The following is an 11,668-nucleotide window of genomic DNA, read 5'->3' as shown; positions in this document are numbered from 1 at the left end:
TCTATTTTTGCAGCACCATAAACACGGGTGTAGCTCAGTTGGTAGAGCACTGGTCTCCAAAACCAGGTGTCGGGAGTTCGAGTCTCTCCTCCCGTGCTTTAGTGGAAATATTACTGGAGAGTTGGCCGAGTGGTCGAAGGCGCACGCCTGGAAAGTGTGTAAACCTCACAAGGGTTTCGAGGGTTCGAATCCCTCACTCTCCGCCAGAAGGCCATCTTGTACAGCAGGATGGCTTTTTTTATACCATAATCTTAATTCTTTACCCATGAAAATCCTACTTACCGTCGTTTTACTTCTCGGAATTTTCTCTACAGGCAGTAAGGCTCAGAATGCCAGCGTGGAAGATAATGTTTGGGGCGTGCAGGCATTGATGCTGCCCTTGTCTGTTTACAACGAAACAAAACTCACCAACAGCATTGCCCTGCGCAGTGAATTGGCCTTTGGACTCAGTTTTACCAGTTACAGTTACATTGGAAGTAACACGAGAAGTTCCCTGAGTTGGGCAGCCCTGCCCTTCGCGATTGTTGAGCCACGCTTTTACTATAATCTGAACCGTCGTGTCGAAAAAGGAAAGCGAATCGATGGAAACAGTGGAAACTACTGGTCACTTTTTGCCTGTTATCAGCCCGGTTTTGGCATCTCGTCTGGCGATATTGACATTTTTCCTGCGGCCTATATCGTTCCGACTTATGGCTTACGGCGAAATATGGGTAAACGATTCAATTTCGAGTTTGCTGTTGGTCTCGGCTATGGATGGGAATTTCAGAAATACGATTATCCCGATGGGCGCACCTACAGCCATACCGATTCAGACGTTCTTTTCAACAGCCGAGTAGCCTTTGGATACTTGTTTTAGGGGGGATTGATTGTTACAACGACTTTTCAATAAGCTTTAGAAAGCCATCCTGCGCAGCAGGGTGGCTTTTTTTGGAGAGATGAAGGTCCGACATGTTTTGGCAGAGGCTGGACGTAGCTTTGTTGAAAAATCAAAGCTATGACACAGTCAATTAAATACTTGTTGTTGGGTTGTTTGGAAGAGGTTTATAACAAGATAAGGAAGAGTCGTCTGAAAGACCCGTCCTTTGGCGACATCGGTCAGGAGATGGATGTTCTATGTGATTATTTTAAGGTGAACCGCTTTCAGGCTGCTTTTTTATCGATCTTGTTCGATAAGGGCCATGATGGAGAAACTGTCTCGTTCGATGAGGTTTTTAGGCACTTCGATTGCAGTGCTTTGCGCTTATTGAAGTTTCAGGACGATTTGGGGGATCTTGTTGAGCGAAATTTTATGGTGCAAAAGAAGAGTACCACAGGATTTCGCAAAGCCAGAAGGACAGCGGTATATCAGTTAAATAACGATTTGTTGGAGGCGGTGCTCAGTAGCAAGCCCTTACCTGAGCTGCTTAAAACAGCTTTTGAGGATGTTCTGGATGTGTTGGGAACCATTGTTGATTTGGGCGAGACTTTTCGCAATTGACCAATGAAGCGGAGTTTTTTGATGATGTTGAAATAACTTTAGCAGTCAAAGGTTTGCAGTTGCTTAAAGAGCGATGTGGGGCAGGCTTCGATTAATTTATATTCCTGTATTCGTTTGGTGTAAACCCAACTTTCTGTTTAAATAATCGGTTAAAATGCTGAGGATATTTAAAGCCTAATTCATAGGCTACCTCACTAATGGATTTATTTGTGTCAAAAACCCTCTCTTTAGCAACTTCAATAACTTTGTTTTGGATACACTCCTGAGCCGATTTGCCCGTTAGTTTTTTTATAAGGTCACCAAAATAGTTAGCTGACAGATTCAGCTTTTCTGCACAGTAAGCGACAGAAGGCAAACCAATAGCCTGAGCGAGGCCGCCTTGAAAGTATTCATCCAAAAGAATTTCAAATTTCTCTAAAATTCCTTTGTTAACATCCTCACGTGTAATAAATTGTCTGTCGTAAAAACGTTCACAATAGCTTAAGAATAATTCAATGTTCGTAGCAATCAGCTTTTTACTATGCTTGTCAACACCCAGTTCCAATTCTGACTCTATTTTAGAAAACAAATCCAAAACCAATAATTGTTCCTTGTCTGAAAGGTGCAGCGCTTCGTTGGTGTCGTAACTGAAAAAGTGAAAGGATTTTATGTTTTTACCCAGTGATGTGCCATGCAATAAATCCGGATGAAAAACTAATCCATGACCCGTTGGTTGATAGGGTTCGGTTTTATTGGCAACATCTACAACCTGACCGGGTGAAACAAATACCAAAGTTCCTTTTTGGTAATCATAGTAATTTCGTCCGTAAATTAGGTCACCACATTTCACATCCTTTAGAAAAATACAATACAGACCGAAGTACATTTTTTTTCCTATTCGTACTTCGGCTTTCGAAAAGTCAATTACACTTACTAAAGGATGAAGTGTTTCGTGATTGTTGAAATCATTATAATCACTTATTGTTTCAAAGGTTGTCATATCCAATTGATTTCAAATAAATTATTCATGCAAATTTACGTAATAATTCATTTGAAAGAACAGTATGCTTGCGACATCAGTAATATTGGTAATAAATACAGTAATACATATACAAGCCTTCTAGCCTTATCGCCATACTTTTGTACTGTAAGAAATTAGGAAAATTAAAACTTCGTTTGACTATGAATACAAAAACCACAACATTACAAATAACAAAGCTGATATTGCTCACAATTTCAATATTGGTATTTACCCAATGTACAAACAAGGATAATTCGATAATTATTCATGAACAAGGCAGCTTTATGGTTGGAGGTTCTGTAATTACAAACCCCGGAACATTTAATCCTTATAATCCAACTCCAGAGGGGCAAACCTTGCATGGCGACCATGCTTATGTTTTTTACCAAATCCCTGCGGATGCCCGCAAATATCCGCTGGTAATGTGGCACGGTTTTGGACAGTTTTCAAAAACGTGGGAAACCACTCCTGATGGGCGCGAAGGGTATCAGAACATTTTTTTGCGTAGGCGATTTCCTGTTTATTTAATTGACCAGCCGAGAAGAGGCGATGCCGGACGAAGTACAGTTTCTGCTCAAATTGACCCAATTTCTGATGAGCAGCAATGGTTTGGAACATTTCGTATCGGCATTTGGCCAGACTATTTTGAAGGTGTTCAATTTGCACGTGACGAACAAACATTGGAACAATATTTCCGCAGCATGACCCCTGATGTTGGTGCTGTTGATGTAAATGTCAATGTAGAAGCCGTATCAGCATTATTTGATAAAATTGGTCAGGGTATTTTGATTACGCATTCGCATTCGGGCGGTATGGGCTGGTTAACGGCAATCAAAAATCAAAATATTAAAGCCATTGTTTCCTATGAACCCGGAAGTGGTTTTTTATTTCCCGAAGGGGAAGTCCCTGCACCAATGCCAAGTGCCGGTGGAACACTGGAAGCATTTGGTGTTCCCATGCAGGATTTTATGAAGTTAACACAAATTCCCATTGTCATTTACTATGGCGATTTCATCCCCAAAGAACCAAATTCAAATCCCGGACAGGATGGTTGGCGTGTACGTCTTGAAATGGCGAGACTCTGGCGCGATTGTGTCAATAAATATGGCGGCGATGTCACCGTGGTGCATTTGCCGGAAGTCGGGATTGAAGGCAATACCCATTTCCCGTTTTCTGATTTGAACAATGTTGAAATTGCCGATTTAATGTCGGAATGGTTAAGTGAAAAAGAATTAGATAATTAAAAGATAGTATGAAAAAAGTAAAATTAAACAATGGCATAGAAATGCCCATCCTCGGTTTTGGTGTGTTTCAAATGTCAGACTTAAAAGAATGCGAAAATAGCGTGCTAACAGTTATTGAGACTGGTTACAGGTTAATTGATACGGCAGCGATTTATTTGAATGAGACTGCTGTTGGCAATGCCATCAAAAGGAGTAGTGTTGCCAGAGAAGACCTCTTTATTACGACCAAGGTTTGGGTACAAGATGCCGGATACGAGAAAACAAAAAAAGCTTTCGAAAAATCACTAAACAAATTGCAACTCGATTATCTTGATTTGTATTTGATACACCAGCCTTATGGCGATGTACATGGCTCGTGGCGTGCGATGGAAGAAATGTATAAGGAGGGAAAAATACGTGCTATTGGTGTAAGTAATTTCCACCCCGACAGGGTGATGGACATTATTGTACACAATGAAATAGTTCCAGCGGTAAACCAGATTGAAACGCACCCATTTCATCAACAAACTGAAACACATAAATTCCTTCTCGACAATGGTGTTCAGCTGGAATCGTGGGGGCCATTTGCAGAAGGGAAAAACAAGCTCTTTACAAATGATTTGTTGGCTGGAATTGGCAGGAAATATAACAAGTCAGTTGCACAGGTTGTTCTTCGTTGGTTAACTCAACGGGGAATTGTTGCCATTCCCAAATCAGTTCACAAAGATAGAATTGTGCAAAACTACAACAGCCTTGATTTTGAACTGTCAACCGAAGATATGGATGCAATAGCTACGCTTGATATGAAAGCTACAAGCTTTTTCGACCACCGTGACCCGGCGATGGTTAAATGGCTTGGTGAGAGTAAGGCAGACTTGTAATTTTAATTAAACACTAATTGCATGATTTTTTTAATAATGCTACTATGAATCAGAAGAATAAAAAAGATTTATCCTCAATTCTAAGCATGATTAATAAAGTCATGCATGAATTTGTGATGCAAATCTGCATATTATTGTTTGTTACAACATTTATAAGTTGTACAGAGCTTAATTCGATGAATGATGATGACATTATTACTGATGATACTAATTCTGAGGTAGATGACACTATATACAACCATCTTTCAATAAATAATTTTGTCAGGGATATTGTGAACCACACGGCATTCGAAGGTTTTGGCGAATTATTGTTACCTCACGATGATAATTCAAGCTATTACAATACCTCTTTAAATAATGTTGGTTCGCTAATGCCTTATCACGGGCATGTTGTGCCAAATGATGTTGTTGGGTCACTTAATCGAATGATAGACGATGTAAATGAAGGCAGAAATATCTTCTATGATATTTATTCAGAAGAACAAAAGCAAAGCAATACCGCTAAAGGGAATATAGGGCTATTCTACTTTAGGGGTAATCCCGGTGCCCCTTTTACCATTATTTGCCCCGGCGGAGGTTTTTCTTATGTCGGTTCACTTCATGAAGGATTTCCACTGGCAAAGGTAATTAGTGAAAAAGGCTATAATGCTTTTGTACTTCGATATCGAATTGGTGGTGAACAGATAGCAACAGAGGATTTGGCTGCTGCTATTTCCTTTATTTTTAGAAATGCTGAAGAGTTAGGTGTAGATACTGATGATATTGCTTACACAGGTCAATCTACCTTTTCAGGAGGTTTCTCTCCTTCATTTATAGCTGTGGCAGCTAACGATGGTATTGTGAATATCAATACTGTGGAAAACAGAGTTGCAAACCTTCGAAATGCAGGTGTAGAAGTTGAGTATCAAAGATACGAAACTGCTGGTCATGGATTTGGACTTGGCACCGGAAGTGATGCCGAAGGATGGCTTGATTTGGCTGTTGAATTTTGGGAACGTCATATTGATTCCGGGAGTATTCAGACCACTCTTCAGGAAATAACATATTTCTGGAATGAAGGAAATATTCCGGCTACGACAGTGTACAATGTAAACAATTCAAATTATTTCGATCCGCCGGAATTTAGACCCAATATGGTTTATTATCCCGTAAAAAAAGGGGTGAAACCCAAAGGAGCGGTACTTCTTTGCGCTGGGGGTGCTTTTCAATTTCGGAGTGAGAATGATGGTGCTCCTGTGGCTGAATATCTAAATGCATTGGGGTATCATAGTTTTGTAGTAAACTATCGCTTACGTCCATACACCATGCAGGAGGGAGCCTTGGATTTGGCTCGTGCCATTAGAATTGTACGTAGTCATGCGAAGGAATTGAATATTGACGATTTTAGTTTATTCACCATAATGTAAAACTTAAACAATTGAACATGTTGATGATAAGTAAAATAATTAGAACATTTATTATGAGTACTATATGTATGGCAACAAGTATAATTGCTTCGGCTCAAAATAAAACAGACAATCCTTTTGGACTTGTTTACAAAGATGCTATAAACGAAAATATTCAGGGTAAAGTAAATATTCACCCTGTAAACTATTATCTAAACGGCATAAAAATAGCAGCAAATGTTTATACACCTGCTAACTATGACCCATCAAAGAGTTACCCTGCTGTTGTGATTGCGCACCCCAACGGTGGTGTTAAAGAGCAGGTGGCCGGATTATATGCACAACGTTTAGCCGAATTGGGCTATATCACCATTGCTGCCGATGCATCCTATCAGGGAGCAAGCGGTGGAGAACCTCGAAATGTTGATAAACCAGCCAATCGCATTGAAGATATACGTGGAATGGCCGATTATATTACCCAATATGCTGGTGTAAATGCTGAAAAACTCGGCTTATTAGGTGTTTGCGGTGGCGGTGGTTATTCATTGGCCGCTGCCCAAACCGACAAACGCTTTAAAGCAGTAGCAACCCTGAGCATGTTTAATTCAGGTTTAGTAAGGCGCAATGGTTTTATGGACTCACAACTTTCAACCATACAGGAGCGTTTAAAACAGGCATCTGATGCCCGGGCACAGGAAGCCGCAGGGGGTGAAGTGTTATACACGGCCAATGCCAAAACAACCGATGAACAGGCAGACAAAATGCCATTTGATTTGTACCGCGAGGGACATTATTATTACAACCGTACCCACGCTCACCCCAATTCTACTTTCAGGTACACCACCAGCAGCCTGCTCGACCTTATGGCTTTTGATACAAGCACCAATATGGCGTTAATCAACCAGCCATTATTAATGATGGCCGGAAGCAAAGCCGATACTTACTACATGACAGAAGATGCTTTCAGTAAAGCAACAGGAACCACCGAAAAGGAATTATACTTGATACCCGGAGCTACTCATATACAAACTTATTATGTTGTTGAGTATGTAAACCAGGCAATGGATAAACTCAGTGTGTTTTTCAGTAAGTTTTTATAAAGTAAACAATTATTAAACTAAAGTGCTATGAAAAAACTAAGTAGGGTATTTATAACCGAATAAAAAATGAAAAAGACAATTACAACCGTATTGAGCGCGGCAATGGCTGTATGCAATACGTTATATCTACAGGAAACAATGAAAAAGGTTTTAACAATAATTGCTGCCGGCGTGCTGAGTGCCTATACGCTGGCACAAAATTTTAACAGTAGTAGCGAATCGCTTTATCCGCTCGGGAATTTTGACCATCAAGTGACCCAGCCGGCACCGGGTGGAAACACTTCCGATGGAGGGCCACAGGCAGTGTCGAATATAACATCAGTTTCCGGAGTTCCGCTTGTAAGGCTCAACAATAGCGTCATGATGCCTCGTTTCGGACTGGGGACCCAAGTGCAGAGTTTGGAAGGCGCAAACCAACGACAGCTGCTTAATGAGACGGTTCGTGGCATGGTCATCTCGGCACTCCGGTCGGGTTATCGTCATTTGGACGATGCCATGTTTTACTATAATGAGCGTGGAGCAGGCTGGGGAATAAAGGAAAGCGGCATTCCACGAGAAGAAATATGGGTGACAAGCAAAATATCCGGGAACCTGGCGGATGCGCAAAATGCGTTTGAAGGAATGCTTCAACGGTTACAAGTCGATTACATAGACCTTGTATATATTCATCATCCCGCCGGCACTTTGGAAGATATCCTTGCTTGTTGGCGTGTGATGGAAAATGAGTACAAAGCAGGCAGAATACGTGCACTCGGTATCAGTAATTTCGATAATCGCATGGAGGCGTTCAACTATATCATGCAAAATGCGGAAATCAAGCCGCAAGTGGCACAGATAGAGTGTCATCCACTTGCTCAAAGAAAGGAGGCCAGACAACTTTATGCAGACAACTACGACATTCAGGTGGAATGTTGGTATCCGCTTAATCACAACAGAGGTGACGTTAGTAATCCCACACTCTTACAGATAGCTGCTGCAAACGGAAAATCGGTCTATCAGATCATTCTCCGCTGGCACATGCAGGAAGGGCTTTGTCCTGTTCCCGGTTCGACTAACCCGGATCACATTCTCGAAAATATCAGCATATTCGACTTTGAGCTGTCCGATGAGGAAATGTCGGCCATCCGTGCCATTGACCTTGGCGATGCGGGAAGGTCATTCAATATTTCATACGGTAACTGGAATTTCGGAAACTTTCAGGATTACACCTATGACCATACCAACACGCCTGCTTTCATTGAATCTGTCCAGACCGACACCAACAACAGTGAAAGTCAAATTTACACTTTGGACGGCAAACGGGTATTTCGCCTGCAAAAGGGCTTGAACATAGTCCGCCCAAGCGATGGATTTGTCCGAAAAGTATTTGTTAGATAAACACAAACTTTAAATGAAAAGAATAATTATCGGATTTGTTTTAATCCTTTTTAGTGTGCAAATGTCTTTTGGGCAACATCCTGCTTTAAACCCCACCAACAGAGCCTTCACTGCTGCGGAACAGGAAATCATTCAGCTTTCCAAAGATAAATGGCAATGGATGGCTGATAAAAATGTCGATAAACTATACATGCTGTTTCACGAAAAAGCCGTGTTTGTTCATATGGGAGGAGCTTGGGGAACAGAACAGGAACTTAATATTATTATAGGAGGTGGTATTTGGTACAAGAGAGCTGATATTCACGAAGTATCTGTAAATATTATTGACAATACCGCCATCCTGTTAAACCGTATTGATTTATTAGCCGAAGTGGGAGGCAACGAGGTTACCAATCCCTTTGAGGTAACAGAGGTGTATATTAAACAGGGTGATAACTGGAAATTAGGTTCATTATCATTTACCCGGTTGATGACTCCCCCTGCTCAATAAATACAGATAATACTCTACAATAATAATTCGCATTAGCGAACGAAGAAAGCAGTGATTACAAACAAAAAAAATCAAGAAAAAATGAAAACAGTTAAAACTTATTTTCTGCTGATTGCAGTCCTATTTTCCGTTGGTATAATTCATGCTAACGCACAGGGGAAAGAATATGTGCCAATGTTAAAACTGAATAACGGCATTGACATGCCACAATTGGGAATAGGCACTTTTGCCATTTCATACGAACAAGCGAAGGAGGCCTGTCTTGAGGCATTTAGTAAAGGATTTCGTCATGTTGATTGCGCCACGGCCTATCGCGTGGAGGGAGCAGTTGGAGAAGCTATGAAGGAAAGTGGTATCCCTCGTGAAGAATTTTTTATAACCAGCAAATTATGGGTTTCCGATTATGCCAATGGCAAAACTCTCGCATCAATAGACAGCATTTTGAAGCGCTTCCAGACCGATTATATTGACCTGCTTTACATTCATCAGCCTATTGGCGACTATGTTAATGCCTGGAAAGAGATGGAAAAGGCAGTTGCGTCAGGAAAAGTTCGTGCGTTAGGCATCAGTAATTTTGATGCCAGCAAGGAACGCTTTCATGCAATTGTTGACCACATGGAGATTAAACCTGTTGCATTGCAAATAGAATGTCATCCCTATGCGCAGCGCAATGACATACGTGAGTGGGTAAAACCTTACAATATCGTTATAGAATGTTGGTATCCACTTGGGCATGGGGATGCCGGTTTATTGTCAGACCCGGCAATTAAAGAAATTGCTGATGCACATGGCAAAAGTATAGCTCAAATAATTCTTCGTTGGCACACTCAAGAGGGGTTTTCCGTTATACCCGGAGCGACAAACCCTGTCCACATCAAGGAGAACATCAGTATTTTCGATTTTGAGTTGAGTGATGAAGAAATGGACACTATGCGTTCTCTGAATAAGGACAAACGCTTTTTCAATGTTACCTTAGAGCAGCTTGACAGCTGGGCTGACAGATAATTTGGATGACGATTCTCGAAATGGCTTCAGGCAGCTGTAAACGCTATTGCTCAACCCTTTGATAAATGTATTGAGATGAAGACTTTAGTGTCAGGACTTATTTTATTTGTTTTTGTTTGTGGCTTAAAGGCTCAAAAACCAAATAGAACTTCTGAAATAGAAGTGCCCATAGTGAAAATATCTTCAGGTCAAGTTCGGGGGGTAATTGAAGGTGACGTGTCGGTTTTTAAAGGCATACCCTACGCAGCTCCACCAGTGGGTGAATTTCGTTGGCGTCCACCACAAGCTGTTAAAACTTGGGATGAAATTCTCGATGCAAATAAGTATGGTTCAAATTGCGCACAAGGAGGATGGGGAGCTGCTGCCGGCACCCTTCAGGAGGGTTCTTCGGAAGATTGCCTTTACCTCAATTTATGGCTGCCTGCCAATGCCGAATCGGATGCAAAACTTCCAGTGATGGTTTGGATTCATGGAGGTGGGTTTACGGGAGGTAGCGGTGCCGGACAGGTTACTTCCGGAGAAGCCTTTGCCAAACAAGGTGTTATTTTAATGACCTTTAATTACAGGCTTGGTCGTTTGGGTCATTTTGCATTTCCTGCTTTAACCAAAGAGCATCCTGACGAACCCAAAGGGAGCTACGCATTTATGGACATGATTGCTGCTCTGAAATGGGTAAAAGAGAATATTGCTGCTTTTGGTGGTGACCCGGATAATGTAACCATTTTTGGCCAATCTGCCGGAGGAGTTGCTGTTCATTCACTGTTGTCAATCCCTGATGCCCGTGGACTTTTTCATAAAGCAATCAGCCAATCAGGAGGTGGACGAAATGGTGTGCTTACAGGCAGACCACTAAGTGAAGACAATGTAGATGCACTTTATCCTGTTTCAGCTGAAACCATCGGGGTGAATTTTGCCCGTAAACAGGGTATTGAAGGTACAGACGAAGCTGCGCTGGCCAAACTTCGTGCCTTAAGTGTCGAGCAAATTGTAGCTGGAGGTCAGGAAACCGATGGTCAAGGTGGAGAAAGAATTAATTCCGGCCCGATTCTCGATGGTAAGCTGGTGACAGAAACTGCGGAGAGCGCATATAACGCTGGAAGACAGGCGAAAGTTCCTCTGGTAATAGGGAGTTGTAGTGGTGAAATTGGGGGAGCCTTTGTTAATTTGAGTACTACTAAGGAAGCATTGTTTTCATCATTTGGTGAACTTAAAGCGGATGCGAAAGCAGCCTATGACCCGTCAGGGAGAAAGGAATTTGCCGAAGTGCAAACTCTTTTCAACACCGATTGGGTATGGGCTGAACCTGCCCGGTTTACTGCGAGGACTTTTGTTGATAGCCAAACACCCGTTTTCGTTTACCAATTCGGATACGTGCCTGCGTCTATGAAAAACTGGATGCCTTATGGTGCCGGACATGGAGCCGAGATTGGCTTTGTATTCAACAACCTGATGAATCGCGATGGTTCGCCAGTAGCCCACAAAGACCAGGATTTGGCCAAAACAATGAATGCTTATTGGGTGAACTTTGCCAAAACAGGAAATCCAAATGGAGAAGGCCTTCCGGTTTGGCCACTCTACAATTATGAAAAAGAAGAGATTCTGGATGTTGAATTGGACGGTAATCCAATAGCGAAACCCGAACCCCGGAAAGCCAGGTTGGATGTTATTGAAAAGGCCTTTAAGTTTAGGGAACGGATGCAAAATCGTGGTGGAATTTAAAAGATAACGAT

General features: G+C 41.8%; 11 protein-coding genes and 2 tRNA genes. 12 read left to right on the top strand and 1 reads right to left on the bottom strand.

Going from position 1 to position 11,668, the window contains the following annotated elements; translation table 11 throughout:
- Positions 1-23 precede the first annotated feature (23 nt).
- From B4W65_RS12475 to B4W65_RS12460, 4 genes are all read left to right on the top strand, one after another.
- Positions 24-96, top strand: a tRNA-Trp gene (locus B4W65_RS12475).
- A gap of 19 nt (positions 97-115) precedes the next feature.
- Positions 116-206 (top strand) — tRNA-Ser (locus tag B4W65_RS12470).
- A gap of 59 nt (positions 207-265) precedes the next feature.
- Positions 266-856, top strand: coding sequence for a hypothetical protein (locus B4W65_RS12465; protein WP_088655498.1), 591 nt, complete (start codon positions 266-268; stop codon positions 854-856).
- A 138-nt stretch (positions 857-994) separates the two neighbouring features.
- Positions 995-1,477: a hypothetical protein gene (locus tag B4W65_RS12460; protein WP_088655497.1), complete on the top strand. Its 483-nt coding sequence runs from the start codon at positions 995-997 to the stop codon at positions 1,475-1,477.
- 91 nt (positions 1,478-1,568) lie between these two features.
- Here B4W65_RS12460 and B4W65_RS12455 read toward each other — a convergent pair whose 3' ends face one another.
- Positions 1,569-2,456: a helix-turn-helix domain-containing protein gene (locus B4W65_RS12455; RefSeq protein ID WP_088655496.1), complete on the bottom strand. Its 888-nt coding sequence runs from the start codon at positions 2,454-2,456 to the stop codon at positions 1,569-1,571.
- A 182-nt stretch (positions 2,457-2,638) separates the two neighbouring features.
- Here B4W65_RS12455 and B4W65_RS17615 point away from each other — a divergent pair, with 182 nt between their 5' ends.
- The 8 genes from B4W65_RS17615 (at position 2,639) to B4W65_RS12415 (ending at position 11,657) form a co-directional block, all read left to right on the top strand.
- Positions 2,639-3,721 (top strand): alpha/beta hydrolase, encoded by a 1,083-nt coding sequence (locus tag B4W65_RS17615; RefSeq protein WP_088655495.1) that lies wholly within the window; start codon positions 2,639-2,641, stop codon positions 3,719-3,721.
- Positions 3,722-3,729: 8 nt separating this feature from the next.
- The gene (locus tag B4W65_RS12445; RefSeq protein ID WP_088655494.1) at positions 3,730-4,581 is read left to right on the top strand and encodes an aldo/keto reductase; all 852 of its coding nucleotides are present in this window, start codon (positions 3,730-3,732) and stop codon (positions 4,579-4,581) included.
- Positions 4,582-4,625: 44 nt separating this feature from the next.
- On the top strand, positions 4,626-5,987 hold the full coding sequence (locus tag B4W65_RS17465) for an alpha/beta hydrolase (RefSeq protein WP_205741272.1): 1,362 nt from the start codon (positions 4,626-4,628) through the stop codon (positions 5,985-5,987).
- Between the two features lie 17 nt (positions 5,988-6,004).
- Complete coding sequence (locus tag B4W65_RS12435; protein WP_205741271.1) at positions 6,005-7,066, top strand: alpha/beta hydrolase; 1,062 nt, start codon at positions 6,005-6,007, stop codon at positions 7,064-7,066.
- Positions 7,067-7,132: 66 nt separating this feature from the next.
- On the top strand, positions 7,133-8,443 hold the full coding sequence (locus B4W65_RS12430) for an aldo/keto reductase (RefSeq protein WP_088655493.1): 1,311 nt from the start codon (positions 7,133-7,135) through the stop codon (positions 8,441-8,443).
- Positions 8,444-8,456: 13 nt separating this feature from the next.
- Positions 8,457-8,933, top strand: coding sequence for a nuclear transport factor 2 family protein (locus tag B4W65_RS12425; RefSeq protein ID WP_088655492.1), 477 nt, complete (start codon positions 8,457-8,459; stop codon positions 8,931-8,933).
- Positions 8,934-9,014: 81 nt separating this feature from the next.
- The gene (locus B4W65_RS12420; protein WP_205741270.1) at positions 9,015-9,938 is read left to right on the top strand and encodes an aldo/keto reductase; all 924 of its coding nucleotides are present in this window, start codon (positions 9,015-9,017) and stop codon (positions 9,936-9,938) included.
- Positions 9,939-10,013: 75 nt separating this feature from the next.
- The gene (locus B4W65_RS12415) at positions 10,014-11,657 is read left to right on the top strand and encodes a carboxylesterase/lipase family protein (RefSeq protein WP_088655491.1); all 1,644 of its coding nucleotides are present in this window, start codon (positions 10,014-10,016) and stop codon (positions 11,655-11,657) included.
- The last annotated feature ends 11 nt before the right edge of the window (positions 11,658-11,668 follow it).

This window comes from Geofilum rhodophaeum (genome assembly GCF_002210225.1).
Classification (GTDB): Bacteria; Bacteroidota; Bacteroidia; order Bacteroidales; family Marinilabiliaceae; genus Geofilum; species Geofilum rhodophaeum.
The sequence above is the reverse complement of the archived record's forward strand: the minus strand, read 5'-3'. Positions and strand labels throughout refer to the sequence as shown.

Bases quoted from the DNA above. Each gene is read 5' to 3' on its own strand.
- B4W65_RS12465 (WP_088655498.1), top strand. From the start codon at position 266: ATGAAAATCCTACTTACCGTCGTTTTACTTCTCGGAATTTTCTCTACA.
- B4W65_RS12460 (WP_088655497.1), top strand. From the start codon at position 995: ATGACACAGTCAATTAAATACTTGTTGTTGGGTTGTTTGGAAGAGGTT.
- B4W65_RS12455 (WP_088655496.1), bottom strand. From the start codon at position 2,456: ATGACAACCTTTGAAACAATAAGTGATTATAATGATTTCAACAATCAC.
- B4W65_RS17615 (WP_088655495.1), top strand. From the start codon at position 2,639: ATGAATACAAAAACCACAACATTACAAATAACAAAGCTGATATTGCTC.
- B4W65_RS12445 (WP_088655494.1), top strand. From the start codon at position 3,730: ATGAAAAAAGTAAAATTAAACAATGGCATAGAAATGCCCATCCTCGGT.
- B4W65_RS17465 (WP_205741272.1), top strand. From the start codon at position 4,626: ATGAATCAGAAGAATAAAAAAGATTTATCCTCAATTCTAAGCATGATT.
- B4W65_RS12435 (WP_205741271.1), top strand. From the start codon at position 6,005: ATGTTGATGATAAGTAAAATAATTAGAACATTTATTATGAGTACTATA.
- B4W65_RS12430 (WP_088655493.1), top strand. From the start codon at position 7,133: ATGAAAAAGACAATTACAACCGTATTGAGCGCGGCAATGGCTGTATGC.
- B4W65_RS12425 (WP_088655492.1), top strand. From the start codon at position 8,457: ATGAAAAGAATAATTATCGGATTTGTTTTAATCCTTTTTAGTGTGCAA.
- B4W65_RS12420 (WP_205741270.1), top strand. From the start codon at position 9,015: ATGAAAACAGTTAAAACTTATTTTCTGCTGATTGCAGTCCTATTTTCC.
- B4W65_RS12415 (WP_088655491.1), top strand. From the start codon at position 10,014: ATGAAGACTTTAGTGTCAGGACTTATTTTATTTGTTTTTGTTTGTGGC.